This window comes from Kitasatospora sp. NPDC097691, from assembly GCF_040302665.1.
In the GTDB taxonomy this organism is placed as follows: domain Bacteria; phylum Actinomycetota; class Actinomycetes; order Streptomycetales; family Streptomycetaceae; genus Kitasatospora.
In genome coordinates this window covers 1-22606 of record NZ_JBEORY010000070.1, presented here as the reverse complement: position 1 = coordinate 22606, position 22606 = coordinate 1, and the positions used below count along the sequence as shown (strand labels likewise).

Annotated in this window: 20 protein-coding genes and 1 pseudogene; 5 read left to right on the top strand and 16 right to left on the bottom strand. The window is 72.2% G+C overall.

From position 1 onward, the window contains the following. Positions 1-70 precede the first annotated feature (70 nt). From ABTY56_RS33510 to ABTY56_RS33495, 4 genes are all read right to left on the bottom strand, one after another. On the bottom strand, positions 71-1000 hold the full coding sequence (locus tag ABTY56_RS33510) for a proline dehydrogenase family protein (RefSeq protein ID WP_350633150.1): 930 nt from the start codon (positions 998-1000) through the stop codon (positions 71-73). 162 nt (positions 1001-1162) lie between these two features. Beyond that, the gene (gene pruA, locus ABTY56_RS33505; protein WP_350633149.1) at positions 1163-2791 is read right to left on the bottom strand and encodes an L-glutamate gamma-semialdehyde dehydrogenase; all 1629 of its coding nucleotides are present in this window, start codon (positions 2789-2791) and stop codon (positions 1163-1165) included. A gap of 233 nt (positions 2792-3024) precedes the next feature. After that, positions 3025-4377, bottom strand: a complete 1353-nt coding sequence (locus ABTY56_RS33500; protein ID WP_350633148.1) for an FAD-dependent oxidoreductase — start codon at positions 4375-4377, stop codon at positions 3025-3027. Continuing rightward, entirely contained in the window at positions 4374-4970 is a 597-nt protein-coding gene (locus tag ABTY56_RS33495; RefSeq protein WP_350633147.1) for a PadR family transcriptional regulator, read from the bottom strand. Before ABTY56_RS33495 ends, ABTY56_RS33500 begins: the two co-directional genes overlap by 4 nt. Before the next feature lie 188 nt (positions 4971-5158). Here ABTY56_RS33495 and ABTY56_RS33490 point away from each other — a divergent pair, with 188 nt between their 5' ends. After that, positions 5159-6790 (top strand): PucR family transcriptional regulator, encoded by a 1632-nt coding sequence (locus tag ABTY56_RS33490; RefSeq protein ID WP_350633146.1) that lies wholly within the window; start codon positions 5159-5161, stop codon positions 6788-6790. Between the two features lie 7 nt (positions 6791-6797). Here ABTY56_RS33490 and ABTY56_RS33485 read toward each other — a convergent pair whose 3' ends face one another. Further along, the gene (locus tag ABTY56_RS33485) at positions 6798-8288 is read right to left on the bottom strand and encodes an alkaline phosphatase PhoX (RefSeq protein ID WP_350633145.1); all 1491 of its coding nucleotides are present in this window, start codon (positions 8286-8288) and stop codon (positions 6798-6800) included. A 260-nt stretch (positions 8289-8548) separates the two neighbouring features. Continuing rightward, entirely contained in the window at positions 8549-9739 is a 1191-nt protein-coding gene (locus tag ABTY56_RS33480) for a hypothetical protein (RefSeq protein ID WP_350633144.1), read from the bottom strand. A gap of 136 nt (positions 9740-9875) precedes the next feature. On the opposite strand from ABTY56_RS33480, the gene ABTY56_RS33475 reads away from it, so the two are divergent. Next, positions 9876-10355 carry a VOC family protein gene (locus tag ABTY56_RS33475; protein WP_350633143.1) on the top strand — a complete coding sequence of 160 codons (480 nt, stop codon included), beginning with the start codon at positions 9876-9878 and terminating at the stop codon, positions 10353-10355. Positions 10356-10379: 24 nt separating this feature from the next. Here ABTY56_RS33475 and ABTY56_RS33470 read toward each other — a convergent pair whose 3' ends face one another. Beyond that, entirely contained in the window at positions 10380-11939 is a 1560-nt protein-coding gene (locus ABTY56_RS33470; protein ID WP_350633142.1) for a hypothetical protein, read from the bottom strand. Between the two features lie 375 nt (positions 11940-12314). Here ABTY56_RS33470 and ABTY56_RS33465 point away from each other — a divergent pair, with 375 nt between their 5' ends. After that, the gene (locus ABTY56_RS33465) at positions 12315-13649 is read left to right on the top strand and encodes an MFS transporter (protein WP_350633141.1); all 1335 of its coding nucleotides are present in this window, start codon (positions 12315-12317) and stop codon (positions 13647-13649) included. Between the two features lie 168 nt (positions 13650-13817). Here the strand turns inward: ABTY56_RS33465 and ABTY56_RS33460 are convergent, their stop codons facing one another. Genes ABTY56_RS33460 through ABTY56_RS33425 form a run of 8 tightly spaced genes read right to left on the bottom strand, consistent with a single transcriptional unit; the run spans position 13818 to position 20586 of the window. Continuing rightward, positions 13818-14192, bottom strand: a complete 375-nt coding sequence (locus ABTY56_RS33460) for a metal-sulfur cluster assembly factor (RefSeq protein WP_350633140.1) — start codon at positions 14190-14192, stop codon at positions 13818-13820. Positions 14193-14213: 21 nt separating this feature from the next. After that, positions 14214-14666, bottom strand: coding sequence for a Fe-S cluster assembly sulfur transfer protein SufU (gene sufU, locus ABTY56_RS33455; RefSeq protein ID WP_350633139.1), 453 nt, complete (start codon positions 14664-14666; stop codon positions 14214-14216). Between the two features lie 15 nt (positions 14667-14681). Continuing rightward, positions 14682-15941 carry a cysteine desulfurase gene (locus ABTY56_RS33450; protein WP_350633138.1) on the bottom strand — a complete coding sequence of 420 codons (1260 nt, stop codon included), beginning with the start codon at positions 15939-15941 and terminating at the stop codon, positions 14682-14684. Next, positions 15938-16702: a Fe-S cluster assembly ATPase SufC gene (sufC, locus tag ABTY56_RS33445; protein ID WP_196952639.1), complete on the bottom strand. Its 765-nt coding sequence runs from the start codon at positions 16700-16702 to the stop codon at positions 15938-15940. The genes ABTY56_RS33450 and sufC overlap by 4 nt, the downstream gene beginning before the upstream one ends. Positions 16703-16708: 6 nt before the next feature. Continuing rightward, positions 16709-17026, bottom strand: coding sequence for a bifunctional 3-phenylpropionate/cinnamic acid dioxygenase ferredoxin subunit (locus ABTY56_RS33440; RefSeq protein ID WP_350633137.1), 318 nt, complete (start codon positions 17024-17026; stop codon positions 16709-16711). 5 nt (positions 17027-17031) lie between these two features. Further along, positions 17032-18261, bottom strand: a complete 1230-nt coding sequence (sufD, locus tag ABTY56_RS33435) for a Fe-S cluster assembly protein SufD (protein ID WP_350521374.1) — start codon at positions 18259-18261, stop codon at positions 17032-17034. Between the two features lie 57 nt (positions 18262-18318). After that, complete coding sequence (gene sufB / locus ABTY56_RS33430) at positions 18319-19734, bottom strand: Fe-S cluster assembly protein SufB (RefSeq protein WP_350633136.1); 1416 nt, start codon at positions 19732-19734, stop codon at positions 18319-18321. Between the two features lie 9 nt (positions 19735-19743). Beyond that, the gene (locus ABTY56_RS33425; protein ID WP_502893242.1) at positions 19744-20586 is read right to left on the bottom strand and encodes a helix-turn-helix transcriptional regulator; all 843 of its coding nucleotides are present in this window, start codon (positions 20584-20586) and stop codon (positions 19744-19746) included. A gap of 163 nt (positions 20587-20749) precedes the next feature. On the opposite strand from ABTY56_RS33425, the gene ABTY56_RS33420 reads away from it, so the two are divergent. Beyond that, on the top strand, positions 20750-21676 hold the full coding sequence (locus ABTY56_RS33420; protein ID WP_350633134.1) for an ABC transporter ATP-binding protein: 927 nt from the start codon (positions 20750-20752) through the stop codon (positions 21674-21676). Further along, positions 21673-22458 carry an ABC transporter permease gene (locus ABTY56_RS33415; RefSeq protein WP_350633133.1) on the top strand — a complete coding sequence of 262 codons (786 nt, stop codon included), beginning with the start codon at positions 21673-21675 and terminating at the stop codon, positions 22456-22458. The genes ABTY56_RS33420 and ABTY56_RS33415 overlap by 4 nt, the downstream gene beginning before the upstream one ends. On the opposite strand, the pseudogene ABTY56_RS38890 reads toward ABTY56_RS33415, so the two are convergent. Then, positions 22429-22606: pseudogene (locus ABTY56_RS38890) on the bottom strand (peptide chain release factor 1); the annotation flags it as partial. The gene ABTY56_RS33415 and the pseudogene ABTY56_RS38890 sit on opposite strands and share 30 nt — an antisense overlap.

Here is a 22606-nt window from a genome sequence, read left to right as displayed (position 1 = left end):
CTCCGGAAACCACGAAAACGGCCCGCACCCCCCGTCAGGGGTGCGGGCCGTCCGTTCGGTGGCGCCGGGGTCAGCTGCGGGTGGCCATGGCGCGCAGGAAGAAGGTCAGGTTGGCCGGGCGCTCGGCGAGGCGGCGCATGAAGTAGCCGTACCATTCCTGGCCGTACGGGAGGTACACGCGCATCGTGTTGCCCTCGCCGGCGAGGCGCAGCTGTTCCTCGGGGCGGATGCCGTAGAGCATCTGGTACTCGAAGGAGTCCCGGGTGCGGTTGTTCCACTGGGCCAGCTGGCCGGCGATCTTGATCATGTTGGGGTCGTGCGAGGCGATCATCGGGTAGCCCTCGCCCGCCATCAGGATCTTCAGCGCGCGGACGTACGCGAGGTCGACGTCGTGCTTGCCCTGGAAGGCGACCGACTCGGGCTCCTTGTAGGCGCCCTTGCACAGGCGCACGCGCGAGCCGGGGCCGGAGAACTCGCGGCAGTCGGCCTCGGTGCGGCGCAGGTAGGCCTGGAGCACGACGCCCAGCCAGGGGAAGTCCGCCCGCAGCTCGCGCGCGATGGCGAGGGTGGAGTCGGTGGTGGTGTGGTCCTCCATGTCGAGGGTCACCGTGGTGCCCGCGTCGGCGGCGGCCTCGCAGATGCGGCGGGCGTTCTCCAGCGCGATCTTCTCGCCGTCCACCGGGAGGAACTGGCCGACGGCCGACAGCTTGACCGACACCTCGGCGCCGGCCGCCAGGCCGGTCTCCTTGAGGGCCTTGAGCAGGTGCTCGTAGGCCTCGGCGGTGCCGGCGGCCTGGGAGGCGTCCTGGGTGTCCTCGCCGAGGTGGTCCAGGGTGACCTTGCGGCCGGTGGCGACCAGGTCGTCGCAGGCGGTGACCGCGTCGTCGAGGGCCTCGCCCGCGACGAAGCGCTCGACTATCGCGTGGGTCGGGGGGAACTTCTCGACCACGGTGCGGACCTGCGGGGACCGGGAGGCCGCGAGAAGGGCGGAACGGAGCATCGTGACTCCTGGAGCTGGTGCTTCTTAAGGGTGGCAGAAGGGCCGGGGCGGCGGTACGGGGGTGGTCCGCCGCCCCGGCGGGCGACGCCCGGCTGCGGGGCCGGGCGTCGCGGGTGACCGGTGGCTACTGGACGAACCGTGCGGTCGGCACTTCGGGGCGTGTCAGCCCATGTGCGGGTAGCGGTAGTCCGTCGGCGGGACGAAGGTCTCCTTGACCGAGCGGGTCGAGGTCCAGCGCGCCAGGTTCTGCTTGGCGCCGGCCTTGTCGTTGGTGCCGGAGGCCCGGCCGCCGCCGAAGGGCTGCTGGCCGACGACGGCGCCGGTCGGCTTGTCGTTGATGTAGAAGTTGCCGGCGGCGAAGCGCAGCTTGTGCATCGCGTCCTGGGCCGCCGCGCGGTCCTGGGAGATGATCGCGCCGGTCAGGCCGTACGCGGACACCGACTCCATCTGGGCCAGCATCTCCTCGTACTTCTCGTCCTCGTAGACGTGCACGGCCAGGATCGGGCCGAAGTACTCGTCCTTGAAGTACTCGCTCGCCGGGTCCTGGCAGACCAGGACGGTCGGGCGGACGAAGTAGCCGACCGAGTCGTCGTAGGTGCCGCCGGCGAGGACCTCCACGGAGGAGTCCGCCCGGGCGCGGTCGATCGCGGCCTTGTTCTTGGCGAACGCGCGGTCGTCGATGACGGCCGACATGAAGTTCGACAGGTCGGTGACGTCGCCCATGGTGAGGCCGTCGACCTCGGCCGCGAACTCGTCCTTCAGTCCGGCCCACAGCGAGGCGGGGACGTAGGCGCGGGAGAGCGCCGAGCACTTCTGGCCCTGGAACTCGAAGGCGCCGCGGGTCATCGCGGTCTTCAGGACCTTCGGGTCGGCCGACGGGTGGGCAACCAGGAAGTCCTTGCCACCGGTCTCGCCGACGATCCGCGGGTAGGTGCGGTACTGCGAGATGTTGGTGCCGACCTCGCGCCACAGGTGCTGGAAGGTGGCGGTGGAGCCGGTGAAGTGGATGCCGGCCAGCGCCGGGTGCTTCAGCGCGACCTCGGAGACGGCCAGGCCGTCGCCGGTCACCATGTTGATGACGCCCTTGGGCAGGCCGGCCTCCTCCAGCAGCTGCATCAGCAGGTGCGCGGAGTACTGCTGGGTCGGGGACGGCTTCCACAGCACCACGTTGCCCATCAGCGCGGGCGCGGTCGGCAGGTTGCCGGCGATCGCGGTGAAGTTGAACGGGGTGATCGCGTAGACGAAGCCCTCCAGCGGGCGGTGGTCGCTGCGGTTCCACACGCCGTCCGAGGAGACCGGCTGCTCGGCCATGATCTGGCGGGCGAAGTGCACGTTGAAGCGCAGGAAGTCGACCAGCTCGCAGGGGGTGTCGATCTCGGCCTGCTGCGCGGTCTTGGACTGGCCGAGCATGGTGGCGGCGGCCAGGGTCTCGCGCCAGGGGCCGGCCAGCAGGTCGGCGGCCTTGAGGAAGATCGCGGCGCGGGAGTCGAAGGAGAGCGCCTGCCAGGCCGGGGCCGCGGCCAGGGCAGTGTCGATGGCGTCCTGCGCGTCGGCCTGGGTGGCGTTGCGCAGGGTGCCGAGCCGAGCCGCGTGGTTGTGCGGCTGGACGACGTGGATCTCGGTGCCGCCGCCCATCCGGCGCTCACCGTTGATCGTCATGGTCAGCTGGACCGGCTCCTGGCCGCCCAGCTCCTTCAGCTTGGCCTCCAGACGGGCCCGTTCCGGGCTCCCGGGGGCGTAGCTGTGGACCGGCTCGTTCACCGGCGCGGGGACCTGGGTCACAGCGTCCATAGAGCGCACGCTCTCCTTCGTTCAATGCGGGGGGATTGCCGGCGCGGGTCGCACGCCGGCCACAGCACGAACGCTATTCCTGGCTACCCGGCCTCTTGATTGGCCGGGCGGCTAAATTCCCCCGTACGGCGTTGTCCGGCCCGACGAAGGGGGTCACGCCGCGGTCACGGTCGGCCCCGCCCCCGCGTCGGCCGACCCGTTACCGTCTCCGCCGCCGTCCCCGCGCCCGACCGTCAGGCCGCGTGCTTGTCCCGCCCGTGACGCCCCGTCGCACCCGCGCCCGTCCGCGTGCCGGCACCCGGGCCATCCAGGGCGACCGGGGCCACCCGGCGATCCCAGTCGATCCGGTAGCCGTGCACCGGCCGGAGCATCTTCTCCGGGCTCATGAAGGTCCGCATCGCGATCGGCGCGACCAGCTTGAACATCATCCGCCCGACCGCCCCGGAGGACTTCTGGCTGTTGGTGCGGGCCGCGTCGGCGGCGATCTTCTCGACCCGGGGCCGCCGCAGCGCCTCGTACGCGGCGAAGGCGGCGGTGTGGTCGGGCAGGTCGCGCAGGCAGCGGGCGAGTTCGACGGCGCTCTCGACGGCCAGCGAGACGCCCTGGCCGGAGCTGTTGGACGGGGCGTGCACCGAGTCCCCGACGAGGACCATCCGGCCGCGGTACCAGCGCGGCACGGACGGCATGATCTCCAGCCGCGGGAAGATGTCCATGGTCTCCGCGTCCGCCATCCGCAGCACCTCGCGGGCGGGCACGTCGGCGGAGTGCAGCTCGCGGCAGCGGCGCAGCCACTCCGCCATGCCGACGGCACGGGCCTCCTCGGGAGCCAGCGGCTCGGGCTGCGGGATGTTGCTGAACCAGGCGGTGCCACTGCCGTCGGCCAGGCCCCAGTAGCCGAAGAAGGCGCGGGCGCCGTTGGCGAAGTGGACGGACTCGCCGCGTCCGGCCCGGCCTGGCAGCCGGTAGGAGCTGTAGCCGCCGATGCCGAACAGTCCGGTGTACCGGGCGGCGGGCGCGGCCGGGTCGATCAGGGTGCGGACGGTGGAGCGGGTGCCGTCGGTGCCGATCAGCAGGTCGCCGGTGGCACTGCTGCCGTCGGCGAACCGGGCGGTGACGCCGTCGGCGCCCTCCTCGGCGCCGACCAGCCGCTTGCCCCAGTGCACCTCGACGCCGGTCTCCTGCAGGCGCCGCTGCAGCACCTCGTAGAGCTCGGCGCGGCGCATCACCCGGCCACGCGGCAGGTCGGCGAGGCCGGCGAACTCGGCCAGCACGCCGCCCTTGCCGTCCTCGATCACCATCGGCCCGACCGGTTGCCCGATCCGGCCGACCTCCGCCTCCAGCCCGACGACGGCCAGGGCGCCGAGCCCGTTGGGGGCGATCATGAAGGCGCCGCCGATGCCCTCGGCGGAGCTGCCGTACGCCTCGAACACGACCGGCTCGATGCCGGCCTTGCGCAGTGCCAGCGCCATCACCGGTCCGGCGATGCCGCCGCCGATGACCAGCGCCTTCCGGGTGGTGCCGGGGTTGCCGGTAGTGCCGGAGTTGCCAGTGGTTCCGGTGTTGCCGGTGGTTCCGATGGTGCTCATTCCAGGCTCCTCATGAAGTCCTGCAGGGTCCGGTTGAACTCCGGGTCCCCGAGCTGTGCGATGAGGTTCTCGGTGAAGCTCCGCTCCGCCCTCAGCAGCGCGAGTTCGTACTCGTCCTCGATGACGAACATCGGGTGGACGGCCATCCCCGCGGCCTTGTGCAGCTGGCCGCGGGTCTCGTCGATCCGCGCGTCCAGCGCCGCCAGCCGCCGGCCGAGCAGGTCGACCGCCTCGGCGGTCGGCACCACCACGAGCAGGCACAGCGCCACCCCGAAGGCCGGGTACTCCACCTGCGGTTCGGCGATCCACTCGCGCATCCAGTCGTCGAGCTCCGCCTTGCCCTCGGGGGTGAGGGCGTAGACGGTGCGCTCGGGCCGCTGGGTGTCGCGGACGGTCTCCTGCTCGGCGACGAACCCGGCCTTCCGCAGCTGCTCCACGACCATGTAGAGCGAGCTGCGGTTGTACTTGATGTTGCGGTCCTTGCCGTGCTCCTTGAGCCGGCGCCCCATCTCGTACGGGTGCATCGGCTCGGCCGTGAGCTCGGCCATGACCGCGAGGGCCAGCGGGTTCGACACCTTGCGTCGCTTCGCCATGAGAGCGTTCCCCATCACTTGGTCGGTACTGACTATCCATTCTCGGATAGTCAGGGTCAACTATTCAGGATCGACGAATCCCGACTCTGTCCATCCGGCTAAAATCAACCACACGCCGTTGTCCGAACGGATGAAGGCGGAATGAAGGGGGACGAAGACGGATGAGGACGGCGGGAAGGAGGCCCACAGTGACCACGCCCGGCCTGCCACTCCGCCGGCTGCTGATGTCCCTCGGCGAGCCCCTGGTCGAACTCCAGGCCGCTCCGCAGGGGTTGGACGTCCCCGTCCGCGACGTCGCGATCCTCGACCCGGAGGACCCGCCGACCGCCTCCCCCGGCGAACTCGTCCTCGCGATCGGCGCCCGCGGCCGCGCCGCCTTCCCCGCCCTGCGCGCGGCCGGCCGGGCCGGCGCGGCCGCCGTCGCGGTCAAGCTGGACGGCCCCGGCCAGGCCGACGCGCTGCGCGAGGCCGCCACCGAGGCGGGCGTGGCCCTGCTCTCGGTGCGCCGGGAGACCCGCTGGGAGCACCTCGACTCGCTGGCCCGGGCGATCATCGCCGGGCCGGACGCCCCGGACGCGCCCGGCGCCCCCGAGCCCAACGCGGGCGACCTCTTCTCCCTCGCCCAGACCGTCGCCGTGCTCACCAACGGCATCGTCTCGATCGAGGACACCTCGAGCCGGGTGCTGGCCTACTCCCGCTCCTCCGACTCCGACGAGGTCGACGACCTGCGCCGGCTCTCCATCCTCGGCTGGCAGGGCCCGGAGCCGTACCTGTCCAAGCTCCGCGAGTGGGGCATCTTCCAGCACCTGCGCAGCTCGGACACCCCGATCGCGGTCGAGCCGCACCCCGAGCTCGGCCTGCGCCGCCGCCTGGCCGTCGGCATCCGGGCCGGGACGCAGCCGCTCGGCACCATCTGGGTGCAGGAGGGCGCGCAACCCCTGGCCCCGCTGGCCGAGCAGGCGCTGGTCGGCGCCGCCCGCGTCGCGGCCGCCCAGCTGGTGCGCCGCCGCCGGGAGCTGTCCGCCGACGTCCGGCTGACCCAGACGCTGCTCACCGGGCTGCTGGAGGGCTCCACCGGCCCCCAGTCGCTCGCCACCCACCTCGGCCTGGACCTGCGCCGCCCGGCCACCGTGCTGGCGTACGGCGCGCACACCACCGAGGCGCTGCACCGCGCCGACGTCACCGGCCTGATCTCGGTGCACACCGCCGCCCGGCACCGCACCGCGCTGCTCGCCCCGATCGAGTCCAGGGTGTACGTGCTGCTGCCCGAGCTGCCGCCGGGCCTGCCGATGACCACCGTGCGCGACTGGGCCTCCGAGGTGGTGACGGCGACCCGGGAGCACCTCGGCGTCACGCTGCGCGCCGCGATCGGCTCGACCGTCGACGGCCTGGCCCAGGTGCCCGAATCCCGCGCGCAGGCGGACCGCATCCTGGACGCGATGGGCCGCGGCGGCGTCGACCTCGACGTCGCGGCACTGATCGACGTCCAGGCGGAGGTGCTGGTCAGCGAGATGGTCGCGCTGCTGCAGGAGCGCACCGGCCTGCGGGACCCGCGGCTCACCGCGCTCACCGAGTACGACCGCCGGCACGGCACCCGGCTGGCCGAGTCGGTGCTGGCCTGGCTGGACGCGCTCGGTGAGGTCCGGGTGGCCGCGGACGCCCTGCACATCCACCCCAACACCCTGCGCTACCGGGTGCGCCGCGCCGAGCAGTTGACCGGCATCGACCTCGCCCAGCCGCAGCAGCGGCTGCTGGCGATGCTGCAACTGCGGCTGCCCGCGGACGAGTGGTCCGCGGGCAGCCGTCGGGATCAGGACTGACGGACCGTCACTCGCCGTAGCCCTGGCCGCGCTTGTGCTCGTTCAGCCGGCGCCACGGGCCGGTGATGGCCAGCTGGATGCCCGGGGTCTGGATGTTGGCGAACAGGGTCTTGCCGTCGTCCGAGAAGGTCACCCCGGTGAACTCGCTGAACTCGGGCTTCTCGGCGGTGCCGATGTTCAGCTCGTTGCGGGCGATCGGGTAGACCAGCCCGTCCTCGGTGGCGCCGAACAGGTGCGAGACGCCCTCGCCGTCCTCGCAGATCACGATGCCGCCGTACGGCGAGACGGTGATGTTGTCCGGGCCGTCGTAGTTGTCGTGGTCGCCCCAGACGTCGGTGTTGACGCCCAGCAGGACCTTCAGGGTGATGGTGCGGCGGGCCGGGTTGTAGAACCACACCTGGCCGTCGTGCTGCAGCGGGCTCTCCGAGCGGGCGAAGCTGGAGACGAAGTAGAAGCCGCCGTCACCCCACCACATGCCCTCCAGCTTGCGGGCGCGGGTGACCTCGCCGTCCTTGAACTGCTTGCGGACGGAGACGGTCGTGGCGTCGCGGTCCTGGACCTTGACCCAGTCCACGCCGTAGGTGGTGCCGACCTTGGTGGCGCGGGAGAGGTCGTCGATGAACTTGCCCTGCGCGTCGAAGACCTTGAAGGCCTCCAGCACACCGGCGTCGGCGGCCAGCTTGCGCAGCTGGTAGCGGCCGTGCTTGAAGCCGGCCGGCGGGGTCCAGCGGAACAGCAGGCCGTTCGGGTTCGAGGCGTCCTCGGTCAGGTAGACCTGACCGCGCTTCGGGTCCACGACGACGGCCTCGTGCGCGTAGCGGCCGAAGGCCTTCACCGGCTGCGGGTCACGGTTGTAGTCGTCGTCGAACGGGTCGACCTCGAAGATGTAACCGTGGTCCTTGGTGAAGCCGTTCTTGCCGGCCTTGTCCTCGGTCTCCTCACCGGACAGCCAGGTGCCCCACGGGGTCACGCCGCCCGCGCAGTTGGTGGCGGTGCCGGCGATGCCGACCCACTGCTCGACCGAGCCGTCCCGCTTGGCGTGCACGATGGTGCAGCCGCCGGCCGCGCCCGGGTCGTAGACGTGGCCCTCGGTCAGCGGCACCGGGTGCGGCCAGTTGGCGCGGGCGCCGGAGAGCTCGTGGTTGACGACCATGAAGTTGCCGCCGTGCTCGTCCTCGAAGGCGGAGGTGCCGTCGTGGTTGCTCGGGGTGAACTCGCCGGTGCGCAGCTTGGTGACGCCGGCCCGGTTCAGGACCTTGTACGAGAAGCCCTTCGGCAGGGACAGCAGTCCGGCCTGGTCCTGCACCAGCTGGCCGTAGCCGACGGCGGTGCCGCCCGCCGCGTTGGTCCCGGCGGCCGCCGCGGCCGGAGCCTCGCCGCCGGCCGGGGCGGCGATCGCACCGGGGGCGCTGGCCAGGGCCTCGGCGCTGCCGGCGATCAGCACGCCGGCCCCGACGAGGGTGGAACGGTTGACGAAGTCCCGGCGGGACAGCGACATGGCAGCAACTCCTGAAGGATGAGCGGGCGTCGGGGCGGGATGCCGACGCCCAGCAGGCTCCGCCGGGCGGGTGAACCCGACGTGACGCCCACCTCACATCCGAGCGGCCATTTGCCGACCGATGACCTTCATATGACCTCTGCTTTGCCAAGTGCCCGTCCGGGAGCACCGGTTTCGCGGCACTCCCGGCTCCGGCCCCACCCCGTTCCCGGCCCCGATCGCCCGGCACGGCGCCGTCCCCTCAGCGCCGCGCCACCCCCTCAGCGCCGCGCCGTCCGCCACTGCTCCCAGGCCGCCAGCCACAGCTGCTCGGCCAGCCGGTGCTCCTCCCACACCCCGGCCCCACCGCCGCCGGGCCGCTCCCGCCACAGCTGCGCCCAGGCCCGCTGCGCGGGCAGGCTCGCCACCTCGCTCGCGAACACCGTGTACCGGACGACCTCCTCGACGGCCGCCTCCCCCTCCGCCGTGCCCACCAGCCAGTGCGTCTGCCGGGACAGCCGGTTGAGGTGGTTGACCATCGAGGTCACCGCCGCCGCGGCCTCCTCCCGGGTCTCGGTGGCCAGCCGCATCTGCTGGCGCACCGCCGCCTCCCAGCGCACCGCGCAGGCGTCCCCGCGCAGCCCGCGCGGCAGCCGCGGCGTGCGCCCGGCCCGGACCTGCGCCTCGATCGCGGCGGTCTCGGCGATGCTCTGCGCGATCAGCGACCGGTGCGCCTCCAGCCCGACGGCGGGCGGAAGTTCGCGCTCCTCGACCGGGACGTACCGGGCCCGCCGGGAGGCGAGGTCGCGCAGCAGGTCGGTGCGCCCGCACAGGTACCGCTCGAAGTCGCCGATCCCGCCGAGTTCCACCGCGCCCGGGTCCACCCCGCGCCCGCAGACCGTCACGGTCAGCCCGCCGATCCGCAGCCGCCCGGCCCACACCGGCCCGGGCCCGTCGGCCGCCGCGGCCCCGGGTCGCAGCACCGGCCGGTCCTCGTGCACCTCCACCGCGCGCGGCTCGCCGTCCACCGTGATCCACGCGCGCAGCGCCCGCACCCGGCCCGGCCCGTCGCCCTCGTCGACGCCCAACTGCTCGTATACGCGGTCCCGTTCGTCCTCGACCACGTCCTCCAGTTCGGGCAGCGGCTCGCAGCGCTCGGCGCCCGGCCGGTACGTCCGCACCGTCACGTACGGGCCCGCCGCCGAACGCCAGTCGCCGCACAGCACCTCGACCCAGCGCAGCACGCCGCCGGAGGTCTCGAAGGCGGCCAGCGCCTCTCCGGTGCGGCCCGGCCCGGCGGTCACGCCGTACACCGGGAAGTCGAGCGCGGCCAGGGTTCGGCGGGAGAAGTCCTCCTGGTCGGCGAATCGATCCTCCTGGCCCGACCGGTCCGGGACCGGGGCGCGACCCAAGGGCCCGGTGTTCCACTCCTGGGGCCTGCCGCCGCTCTCCCGCACCATCCTGTGCCGCACCCCCGACTCCTCGCGCCCGCACCGCTGACGCCACCTTACGTGCCCGCAGCTGCCGGGTCATCAGCCCGACTGCCGGACGCGGGCGGTGGCCGTGTCAGGACCCCCGGTTGTCAGCCGCCCTCCCTAACCTGGCCGCATGACAGCACAGAGCAGCACCACCACGGGCAGCAGCACGGCACCGGACGGCGTCCCCGCCAGGATCAGCGTCGTCACCCTCGGCGTCTCCGACCTCGACCGCAGCGCCCGCTTCTACGAAGGCCTCGGCTGGCGGCGCTCCACCGCCTCCAGCCCGGAGATCGTCTGGTTCCGCACCGCCGACTCGGCGCTCGGCCTCTTCCCCACCGACGAGCTGGCGGCCGACGCGGGCGTGCCCGCCACCGGCGAGCCGTCCTTCCGCGGCGTCACCCTCGCGGTGAACCTGGAGTCCCCCGCGCTGGTGGACGCCGCGATGAAGACGGCCGTCGAGGCCGGGGCCGTCGTGGTCAAGCCGCCGGTCCCGACGACCTGGGGCGGCTACTCCGGCTACTTCGAGGACCCGGACGGCCACCTCTGGGAGCTGGCCCACAACCCGTTCTTCCCCTTCACCGAGGACGGCTCGCTGGACCTCCCGGAGTAGCCCCCCGGGCTCTCCCGGGCCCGCTCACTTCCTCGAACGGGCCTTGAAGGCCGCCTTGCGCGCCTCCTTGGCCACCGCCCGGTCCAGGTGCAGTTCCCCGATCGCCTCCAGGACGTCCGCCGTGTACGGGTGGTCGACCCGCCACAGCTCGCCGAACCAGGTCGCCGGATCGCCCTTCACCGGCAGGTCGGCGACCAGTTCGCGCAGCAGCGCGGCGTCACCGCCGCTGTCCAGCAGCTGGGCGGCGAAGGTGTCGACCACCGTCCACAGCGTCATCGTCCGGGGCGGCACCGGCACGTCCGTCGCGCCCTGCGCGGTCAGCCAGGCCCGCCCCGCACCGCCCAGCTCCGGGTCGTCCAGCACCTCCCGGACGGCCGGTTCGGCGCCCGGCCCCAGCAGGTCGAGCGCCGAGACGCAGAGCATCCGCCGCAGCGGCCCGTACGCGTCGTCGCCGCGCGCCGCCGCCAGCAGCTCGCGCGCCGCCGCCACCGGCTCCCGGCCGGCGGTCCACACCCGCAGCTCCTCCTCCGGCAGCACGTTGGCCGACTCGCACACACCGCGCAGCAGCTCGGCCGCGTCGCCCTGGGCCAGCTCGCCGACCAGCGGCGCGTCGTAGCCGTCCTCCAGCAGCCACTGCCGGATGCCGTACTGGCCGAGCGGGGTGAGCCGGACCAGGCCGAAGCGGGCCGACTCCTCCTCGTCCAGCGGCTCCTCGCCGACGACGGCGGGCTCCTCGCCCTCCTCCTCGTCGAACAGCTCCGGGTCGATCGGGCGGTACTCCAGCAGGCCCAGCTCGGCCAGGTCGCCCAGCATCGGGTCCAGCGCGACCATCACGTCGGTGATGTCGCCCAGCAGCTCCTCGCTCGGCTCCTCGCCCTCCGGCACCACCAGCAGCGCGGCCAGCACGCCCAGCGGCACGGTCTCGTTGCCCGGGTCGGCGAAGGCGGTGGTCTCGTAGAGCACCTGCAGCGCCTCGTCCAGCAGCTCGGCGGCCTCGTCCCGGGCCTCCTCGACCTCGTTCAGGCCGTCCTCGTCCTCTTCGGCCGTCGCCTCCTCGGTACCCTCCTCGGGCATCGAGTCCGCCTCCACCGCCAGCTCCCGGACGATCCCGGCGGCGGTCAGCCACAGCTCCAGGACGGTCTCCGGATCGCCCTGCTCGGCGGGCTCCAGGTCCGGCCCCGGGACGGCGACGTGCTCGTCCTCCGCGGTCGTGCCGAGCTCCACCAGGTCCAGGTCGCACGCCAGCGACCAGGCCCGCAGCGCCTCGACCTCGGCCTCCTCCGGCACCTCGCCCTCGGCCGGGGCCAGGCCCAGCAGCCGCGCGGCGGGGGCCCGGTCCGCCTCCACCAGGTCGCCGAACTCGTCCACGGCCCGGTGCGGGGCCGCCCAGCGGGCCAGCGTCAGCGCGTACCCGAACATCGGGACGGCCTTTGCCTGCTCGGCCAGCTCCTGCTCGGCGGGCAGCTTGACGGGCGGGACCAGCACGGCCGCGTCGTCCAGGTCCTCCTCGTCCAGGCCGTGCGCGGCGAACGCCCCGTAGAGGTCCTGCAGCTCCATGTCGGCTGGCAGCACCGCCTCGGCCACGCCTTCTCCCCCTGCAGCCCCGGCGTTCTTCCGACGTCGTCCGGCCATCGTTTGCGCTCTCCCTCAGCCAGCGGTCAGCCCAAACAGCTCCGCGTACCGATCTACCACCTCAGCGTATAGGTGTGGCACCCCCGATGCCCGGCCGCAAGGGGCGCACGCAGGGGCGCGCGCCGCATCCGTGCGCCCACCCCTTATCCTTCGCATTGGTACCGTGCACACCCCGCGCGGGCCACCGGGCAACGAAGCCCCCCTTCTCTCAGCTCATCCGCTCCACCAGGGAGCCCCGCACCGCGGCCACCACCACAGCGCCTCAGGACGGGCGCGCCGGCATACCCCGCCGACCCCGGTGGCGCCCTGCCACAGGAGACCCCTCACATGGCGGACCTCTCCCCCGCCGGCGCCGGCCTGCGCACCGCGCAGCTCGACGGACGCCGACTGTCGGAGGCCCTGCTTCCCCTGGAGCTCGCGCCGCGCGCCCAGCTCCAGCTCTCCGCGATCAGCCGCTGGAACGCGATGCGCGGAGTCCGCGTCGGCCTGGTGGCCGCCGCCCTGCTGCTGATGCTGATCGGTGCCAACCTGGCGACGCCGATCTACCCGCTCCTCCAGCAGCGCCTCGGGCTCGGCCCGCTCGACACCACGATCCTCTTCACGATCTACGTCTTCGCGCTCGTCCCGGTGCTGGCCATCGTCGGCCACTGGTCCGACCACCTCGGCCGCCGTGCCCTGATCCTGCCCGCCGTCGCCATGGCCGCTGCCGGCGACGTCGTCTTCGCCACCTCGGGCAGCTTCTGGCAGCTCGCGGCCGGCCGGGCGATCCAGGGCATAGCCGTCGGCTTGTCGACCGGCGCCGCGGGAGCCGCCCTCGGCGACCTGCTGCCCGAGCACCCGACCCTGGCCGCCAAGCTCACCCTGGCCTGCTCCGCCGGCGGCGTCGCGCTCGGCCCCGTCGTCGGCGCCCTGCTGACCGGCGGCTCCGACCCGCTGCTGACGCCGTTCCTGCTGCACGCCATCGCGCTCCTCGCGCTCTGCGTGCCGCTGGCCCTCGTCCACCCCCGGATGCCCGGCCGCAACCGCCCGCCGGCCGCCCCGCCCCGGATCACCACCCCGGCCCACCTGCGCCCGCAGCGCCTGCGGCTGCCGCGCACCGGCCGCCGCGAGTTCCTGCTCGCCGCCGGCGCCGGCTTCATCTCGTACGGCGTCTTCGGGGTCTACCTGGCCCTCGCCCCGGCCTTCTCCGCCAAGCTGCTGCACACGTCCTCGCACCTCACCGGCGCGATCGTGGCCGCCCTGCTGCTCGGCTCCTCGGCCGCCGCCCAGCTCGTCGTCCCGCCGACTGCCGACCGCACGGTGATCGCCCTCGGCATGACCGGCCTGGCCACCGGCCTCGGCCTGGTCGTCGCCGCCGGGTACACGGGCACCCCGGCGCTGCTCTTCATCGGCAGCGTCCTCGGCGGCATCTGCCAGGGCGTGGCCTTCCGCTCCCTGTTCACCACCGCCGTCGCCGCCATGAACCCGGAGCGCCGCGGCTCCGAACTGAGCGCCCTGTGGATCATCGTCTACCTCGGCAGCTCCGCGCCCATCATCGGCGTCGGCGCCCTCGTCCAGCAGTACGGCCTCCTCCCCGCCGTCAGCGGCTTCGCCACCCTCGCCGCCGTCCTCTGCGCCGCCCTGGCGGTGGCCGTCGCCCGCAAGCCCGAGCGCACGGCCTGACCCCCGGAGACACCGAAACGCCGCTGCCCGGGACTTCCGAAGAAGTCCCGGGCAGCGGCGTTTCGTCTCTACTCCCACGGCTGGCAGATATACCACTGCCGCACAAACCATTCCCCCGAGGGAGAGGTTTGCGCGGCAGTGGGTTGACGAAGGACGAAGGCCCGTCCGTCAGACGTTGAAGCCGAGGGCGCGGAGCTGCTCGCGGCCGTCGTCGGTGATCTTGTCGGGGCCCCACGGCGGCATCCAGACCCAGTTGATGCGCAGGTCCTTCACCAGGCCGTCGGTGGCGGTCTTGGCCTGGTCCTCGATGACGTCGGTCAGCGGGCAGGCCGCCGAGGTGAGCGTCATGTCGATGGTGGCCACGTCGGACTCGTCGATGTGGATGCCGTAGATCAGGCCCAGGTTGACGACGTCGATGCCCAGTTCGGGGTCGACGACGTCCATCAGGGCCTCGGTCAGGTCCTCCACCGAGACGGTGCCGGCCGTGGTGCCGACGATGATGCCGGTCTGCTCCTCCGCAGCGGAGGGGGTTTCGTCACTCATGGTCTGTCCTCCTCTGCGGGATCAGTCGTTCACGGCGGGGTGCTGGGCGAGCGCCTGGGCGGTGGCGTCCTTCCAGGCCATCCAGCTGAGCAGGGCGCACTTGACCCGGGCCGGGTACTTGGAGACGCCGGCGAACGCGACCGCGTCCTCCAGCACCTCCTCGTCGCCCTCGCCCTGGCCCTTGCTCTGCATCAGCTCCAGGAAGGCCTCCTGGACCGCCTGCGCCTCGCCCACGGTCTTGCCGACCACCAGGTCGTTGAGCACCGAGGCGCTCGCCTGGCTGATCGAACAGCCCTGGGACTCGTACGAGACGTCGGCAACCGTCGCGCCGTCGAGCTTCACCCGCAGGGTGATCTCGTCGCCGCACGTCGGGTTGACGTGGTGCACCTCGGCGTCGCCGTCCCGCAGCCCCTTGCCGTGGGGGTTGCGGTAGTGGTCCAGGATGATGTCCTGGTACATCGAGTCGAGCTTCATGTCCTGCGCGTCCCGTCAGCCGAAGAAGTTCCGGACGTGGTGCAGGCCGTCGATCAGCGCGTCGACCTCGCCCGGCGTCGAGTACAGGTAGAACGACGCCCGCGTGGTCGCAGGAATTCCGTACCGGAGGCAGACCGGTCGCGCGCAGTGGTGTCCGACGCGCACGGCGATGCCCTGCTCGTCCAGCACCTGACCCACGTCGTGCGGGTGGATGTCACCGAGGGTGAAGGAGATCGCCGCGCCGCGGTCCACGGCCGTGCGCGGACCGATGATCCGCAGGTCGGGGACCTCCAGCAGCCGCTCGACGGCGTACTCGGTGATCGCGTGCTCGTGCGCCGCGATCTTCTCCATGCCGACGCCCTGCAGGTAGTCGATGGCCGCGCCGAGACCGACCGCCTGGGCGATCGGCGGGGTGCCGGCCTCGAACTTGTGCGGCGCCGGGGCGTAGGTGGACGAGCCCATGGTGACGGTCTCGATCATCTCGCCGCCGCCGAGGAACGGCGGGAGGTCCTCCAGCAGCTCCTGGCGGCCCCAGAGCACGCCGATGCCGGTCGGGGCCAGCATCTTGTGGCCGGTGAAGGCGACGAAGTCGGCCTCCAGCGCCTGCACGTCCAGCACCATGTGCGGCGCGGCCTGCGAGGCGTCGATGACGACCAGCGCGCCGACCGACTGGGCCTTGCGGACGATCGTCTCGACCGGGTTGACGGTGCCGAGCAGGTTGGAGACCAGGGTGAAGGAGACCACCTTGGTCTTCTCGGTGATCAGCTCGTCGATGTTCGACAGGTCGAGCCGGCCCTCGTCGGTCAGCCCGAACCACTTCAGCTTCGCGCCGGTGCGCTGCGACAGCAGCTGCCACGGGACGATGTTGGAGTGGTGCTCCATCTCCGTGATGACGATCTCGGAGTCGGCGTCCACCTTGTACGGCTCGTCGGCCCAACCGAGCATGTTGGCAACGAGGTTGAGCGACTCCGAGGCGTTCTTGGTGAAGATCACCTCGTTGCGGCTCGGCGCGTTGACGAAGGCCGCGACCTTGTCCCGGGCGCCCTCGTACAGCGCGGTGGCCTCCTCGGCGAGCACGTGCACGCCGCGGTGGACGTTGGCGTTGTGCCGCTCGTAGTAGGCGGTCAGTGCCTCCAGCACCTGGCGCGGCTTCTGCGAGGTCGCCGCGTTGTCCAGGTAGACCAGCGGCTTGTCGTCGTGCAGCAGCCGCTGCAGGACCGGGAAGTCCTTGCGGATCGCGTCGGTGTCGAGCAGTCCCGTAAACGTATGGGTCACTCGGAAGCGCCCCCCTTCACATACGCCTCGTAGCCCTCGTTCTCCAGCTTGTCGGCCAGCTCGGCACCGCCGGACTCGACGATGCGGCCGCCCGCGAAGACGTGGACGTAGTCGGGCTGGATGTACCGCAGGATGCGGGTGTAGTGGGTCACCAGCAGGGTGCCGACCTCGCCGGTCGAGCGGACCCGGTTGATGCCCTCCGAGACGATCCGCAGCGCGTCGACGTCCAGGCCGGAGTCGGTCTCGTCGAGGATCGCGATCTTCGGCTTGAGCAGCTCCAGCTGGAGGATCTCGTGGCGCTTCTTCTCGCCGCCGGAGAAGCCCTCGTTGACGTTGCGCTCGGCGAAGGCCGGGTCCATCTGGAGGGCGGCCATCGCCTCCTTGACCTCCTTCACCCACAGCCGCAGCTTCGGGGCCTCGCCGCGGACGGCGGTGGCGGCGGTGCGCAGGAAGTTGCTGACCGAGACGCCGGGGACCTCGACCGGGTACTGCATGGCCAGGAAGACACCGGCCTTGGCGCGCTCGTCGACGGACATCTCCAGGACGTCCTCGCCGTCCAGCAGCACCGAGCCGCCGGTGACGGTGTACTTGGGGTGGCCGGCCAGCGAGTAGGCCAGGGTGGACTTGCCGGAGCCGTTCGGACCCATGATGGCGTGGGTCTCGCCCTGCTTCACGGTCAGGTCGACGCCCTTCAGGATCTCGCGCGGGCCGTTCTCGGCCTCGACGGAGACGTGCAGGTCGCGGATTTCAAGGGTTGCCATGTGTACTCAGGACTCCTGGTTGACGGAGACGAGCACATCGTCCCCTTCGATCTTTACGGGGTAGACAGCGACCGGCTTGGTGGCGGGCAGGCCGGAGGGCTTGCCGGTGCGCAGGTCGAAGCTGGAGCCGTGCAGCCAGCACTCGATCATGCAGTCCTCGACCTCGCCCTCGGAGAGCGAGACGTTCGCGTGCGAGCAGACGTCGTTGACCGCGAACACCCCCTCGTCGGTGCGGACGACGGAGACCGGCACGCCGTTGAGGTCCACGCGCTTGGGGACGTCCTCCTGGAGGTCGCTCAGCGCGCAGGCACGGAGGAAGGTCATCGCGTTCAGACCGCCGCTTCCAGCTCTGCGTCGATCTTCTCCATGAGCTGCTCCTGGACCTCGGCCACGCCGATCTGCTGGAGCAGCTCGGCGAAGAAGCCGCGCACCACCAGGCGGCGGGCCTCGTCCGCCGGGATGCCGCGGGCCTGCAGGTAGAACAGCTGCTCGTCGTCGAAGCGGCCGGTCGCCGAGGCGTGGCCGGCGCCGACGATCTCGCCGGTCTCGATCTCCAGGTTCGGGATCGAGTCGACCCGGGCGCCGTCGGTGAGCACCAGGTTCCGGTTGAGCTCGTAGGTGTCGGTGCCGAGCGCGGCGGCGCGGATCAGCACGTCGCCGACCCAGACCGCGTGCGCGTCCTGGCCCTGCAGCGCGCCCTTGTACGCCACGTTCGACCGGCAGTGCGGCGTGTCGTGGTCGATCACCAGGCGGTGCTCCAGGTGCTGGCCGGCGTCGGCGAAGTAGAGGCCGAACAGCTCGGCCTCGCCACCGGGGCCCGCGTAGTTGACCCGCGGGTGCAGGCGGACCAGGTCGCCGCCGAAGGTCACGACCACGGACTTGTACGTGGCGTCCCGGCCGACCAGCGCGTTGTGCTGGGCGACGTGGACGGCGTCGCGCTCCCAGTCCTGGACGGAGACGAAGGTGAGCTTGGCGCCGTCGCCGACCAGCAGCTCGACGTTGGCGGCCCGGGTGCCGGTGCCCGCGTGGTTGAGCACCACGACGGCCTCGGCGAACGGCTTGACGTCGATCACCACGTGGGCGAAGCGGACGCCGCCCTCGCCGCGCACGTCGATCCTGACCGGCTCGGTCAGCACCGCGTCCTTGGGGACGGTGACCACGAGGGCCTGCTCGAAGGCGCTGAACGCCTGCGCGGCGACCCGGTCCACCGGCGTGCCGGCCTTGCCCAGGCGGGCGTCGTCACGGCCGACGGTCTCGGCGGTGACGCCGTCCGGCAGCGTGAACTCGACCTTGTCCTCGCCCTTCTCGGCCTGGGCGGCGGTCCCGTCGTGCAGCCCGCCGAGGCGGTGCAGCGGGGTGAACCGCCAGTCCTCCTCGCGGCCGTGCGGGACCGGGAAGTCGTTCACGTCGAAGGACGGCTTGACCGCGACGCGCGCGTCGATCGGCTGCTGGACCGTGGCACGGCCGGTGCCGGGGCCGGCGAGCTGCGCGCCCGCGCCGGCGGTGCCGACCTCGATCGACCCGGCGGTGGTGGAGCCGGTGGTGTTCTGCTCAGCCATGGCTGTTCGTAGTGCTCTCTTCCTCGGAATTCGGTGGACGGCGGTGGCGGCTGGACGTCAGCCGACCGCGCCCTCCATCTGCAGCTCGATCAGCCGGTTGAGCTCCAGCGCGTACTCCATCGGCAGCTCACGCGCGATCGGCTCGACGAAGCCGCGGACGATCATCGCCATGGCCTCGGTCTCGGTCAGACCGCGGCTCATCAGGTAGAACAGCTGGTCCTCGCTGACCTTGGAGACGGTCGCCTCGTGGCCCATCGACACGTCGTCCTCGCGGACGTCCACGTACGGGTAGGTGTCCGAGCGGGAGACGGTGTCGACCAGCAGCGCGTCGCACAGCACGTTGGACTTGGCGCCGTGCGCGCCCTCGCCGATCTCGATCAGACCGCGGTAGGAGGTCCGGCCGCCGCCGCGCGCCACCGACTTGGAGACGATGTGCGACGAGGTGTTCGGCGCCATGTGCACCATCTTGGCGCCGGCGTCCTGGTGCTGGCCCTCGCCCGCGAAGGCGATCGACAGGGTCTCGCCCTTGGCGTGCTCGCCCATCAGGTAGACGGCCGGGTACTTCATGGTGACCTTGGAGCCGATGTTGCCGTCGATCCACTCCATGGTCGCGCCCTCGTACGCCACGGCGCGCTTGGTGACCAGGTTGTAGACGTTGTTCGACCAGTTCTGGATGGTCGTGTAGCGGCAGCGGCCGCCCTTCTTGACGATGATCTCCACGACCGCGGAGTGCAGCGAGTCGGAGGAGTAGATCGGCGCGGTGCAACCCTCGACGTAGTGGACGTAGGCGTCCTCGTCGACGATGATCAGCGTCCGCTCGAACTGGCCCATGTTCTCGGTGTTGATCCGGAAGTAGGCCTGCAGCGGGATGTCGACGCGCACGCCCTTCGGCACGTAGATGAACGAGCCGCCGGACCACACCGCGGTGTTCAGCGCGGCGAACTTGTTGTCACCGGCCGGGATGACGGTGCCGAAGTACTCCTTGAACAGCTCCGGGTGCTCGCGCAGCGCGGTGTCGGTGTCCAGGAAGATGACGCCCTGCTCCTCCAGGTCCTCGCGGATCTGGTGGTAGACGACCTCGGACTCGTACTGGGCGGCGACACCGGCGACCAGGCGCTGCTTCTCCGCCTCCGGGATGCCGAGCTTGTCGTAGGTGGCCTTGATGTCCGCCGGCAGGTCCTCCCAGGACTCGGCCTGCTTCTCGGTGGAGCGGACGAAGTACTTGATGTTGTCGAAGTCGATGCCGGTGAGGTCGGAGCCCCAGGTCGGCATGGGCTTCTTGCCGAACAGCTTCAGGCCCTTGAGCCGCAGGTTCAGCATCCACTCGGACTCGCTCTTCTTCGCGGAGATGTCGCGCACGACCTCCTCGCTGAGCCCGCGCTTGGCGACGGCGCCGGCGGCGTCCGGGTCGGCCCAGCCGTACTCGTAGTTGCCCAGGCCCTCGAGCTCCGGGTGCGAAACGGTGTCAGTCATGCGAGCTTCCTAACGCGCGGACGCAGAATCTTCGGTGGACGTACCGGCAGTCGGCACTGCATCGGAGCCGCGGCCCGCGGAACCCCGGGCGGGCGACGATGCGGCACCGGGTGCCGGCACATAGGTGGTGCAGACCCCGTCGCCGTGGGCGATGGTGGCCAGCCGTTGCACATGGGTGCCCAGGAGCCGGGAGAAGACCTCGGTCTCCGCCTCGCAGAGCTGCGGGAACTGCTCGGCGATGTGCGCGACCGGGCAGTGGTGCTGGCAGAGCTGGGCGCCCGCCGGGGCCTTCGCCGTGGCCGACGGGACACGCCGCACCGTGGCAGCGTACCCGTCGGCACTGAGCGCCTGGGCGAGCGCCTCGGTGCGCTCCCCCGCCCCGGCCCGGCCCAACGCCTCCAGGTACTTCTCGCCCTGCTTGCCGAAACGGGCCCGGGCGAAGGCGGCGACGGCCTCCTCGCCCGCCTTGCCGCCGCCCACCGAGTCCGATATCCAGCGCAGGGCGTCGGCGGCGAGCTGGTCGTACGCCTGGTAGAAGGCGTCCCGGCCGCCGTCGGTGAGGGCGAAGACCTTGGCCGGACGACCCCGGCCGCGGCTGCCGTAGACCCGCTGCTCGCGGGACTCGACCAGGCCGGCGGCGGCCAGTCCGTCGAGGTGGCGGCGCACGGCGGCGGCGGTGAGGCCGAGCCGGCTCGCCAGGTCGGCGGCGGAGGAGGGGCCGTGGTCCAGGATCGACCGGGCGACCCGGTCCCGGGTGGCACGGTGGCCGTCCAGCAGCACCTCGGCCGCCGTCACGGGCACGTCGCAGTGGGAGGCCGACTCGGCCTCCTGCTGCGTGGCGTGCTCGCGCATGTTTTTCACAACACCAGTGTTGCGTAATTACTTCCGCCGCGACAAGCCGTGATCCATGCCTCACCGGTGTCATCGATCACGCAGGTAAGCCTTACCTGACCGGCGAAAACGATCACCGAGGCACCGTCCGGCCTCCGTGTGAGCGCCTCTTAGACTCGCCGGTATGCACTCCGAACCCGCGGTCCAGATCGCCGGGCTGGTCAAGCGCTACGGCGACAAGCCCGCGGTGGACGGCCTCGACCTCACCATCGCTCGCAGCGCGATCACCGCCGTCCTCGGCCCCAACGGCGCCGGCAAGACCACCACCATCGAGACCTGCGAGGGCTACCGCCGCCCCGACGCCGGCACCGTCCGCGTGCTCGGCCTCGACCCGGTCACCCAGAACGCCGCGCTGCGCCCCCGGATCGGCGTCATGCTGCAGTCCGGCGGCGTGTACGCGGGCGCCCGCGCCGTCGAGATGCTGCGGCACACCGCCAAGCTGCACGCCCACCCGCTGGACGTGGACGCCCTGGTCGAGCGCCTCGGCCTCGGCTCCTGCGGCCGGACCACCTACCGACGGCTGTCCGGCGGCCAGCAGCAGCGGCTCGCCCTGGCCATGGCCGTGGTCGGCCGCCCCGAGCTGGTCTTCCTGGACGAGCCCACCGCCGGCCTCGACCCGCAGGCCCGCCGCGCCACCTGGGAGCTGGTCCGCGACCTGCGCCGGGACGGCGTCACCGTGGTCGTCACCACCCACCACATGGACGAGGCCGAGCAGCTCGCCGACCGCGTCGCCATCGTGGACCGCGGCCGGGTGATCGCCGACGGCACCACCGAGGAGCTGTGCCGCGGCGGCGCCGAGAGCACCCTGCGCTTCGACGGCCCGCCCGGGCTCGACCTCGGTCCGCTGCTCAAGGAGCTGCCCGAGGGCGCCGCCGCGGTCGAGACCGCCCCCGGCAACTACCGCGTCGAGGCGCCCGTCGACCCCCGGCTGCTCGCCACCGTCACCGGCTGGTGCGCGGCCTCCGGCGTGCTGCCCGAACGGCTGTCCGTGCAGCGCCGCAGCCTCGAAGACGTCTTCCTCGACCTGACCGGACGGGAGCTCCGATCGTGAGTGCCACCGATTACGCCCCCCGGCCGGGCGCAGCGCCCGTAGGCCGGATGCTGCTCGCGCAGACCGCGTTCGAGACCCGGATGCTGCTGCGCAACGGTGAGCAGCTGCTGCTCACCGTGGTCATCCCGACCGTGCTGCTGGTGCTGTTCTCCGCCGTGGACATCGTCGCCGTGGAGGGCCCCGGCAAGCGGGTCGACTTCCTCGCCCCCGGCCTGCTCGCGCTGGCCGTGCTGTCCACCGCCTTCACCGGGCAGGCCATCGCCACCGGCTTCGAGCGCCGCTACGGCGTGCTGAAGCGGCTCGGCGCCAGCCCGCTCCCCCGCTGGACGCTGCTGACCGCCAAGACCGGGTGCGTCCTGGTGACGGAGGCGCTGCAGATCACGCTGCTGACGGTGATCGCGCTGGCGCTCGGCTGGTCCCCGCACGGGCTCGCGACACCGCAGGGGGCCCTGGCCGTCGTCGCGCTGCTGGTCCTCGGCACCGCCGCCTTCTCCGGGCTCGGCCTGCTGATGGCCGGCACCCTGAAGGCCGAGGCCACGCTGGCCGCCGCCAACCTGGTGTTCATCCTGCTGCTGCTCGCGGGCGGGGTGATCGTGCCGCTGGGCAAGTTCCCCGACGCCGTGCGGTCGGTGCTGGAGCTGCTGCCGATCTCGGCGCTCTCGGACGGCCTGCGCTCGGTGCTGCAGACCGGCGCCGGGGTGCCCTGGGCGGACCTCGGGATCCTGGCCGGCTGGGCCGTGCTCGGCCTGGCCGCGGCCGCCCGCTTCTTCCGCTGGGAGTGATCCGCCCCGGCGACGCGCGACGCCCCCCGGCCGCCTGAGGCCGGGGGGCGTCACCCTGGCCGGGCTCGGCGTTGCCCTTGGTCTTCACGGCCACCGAGACGTCCTTGTAGCCGCCGAGGTCGGACTCGTTGGAGTCGATGATCTCGGT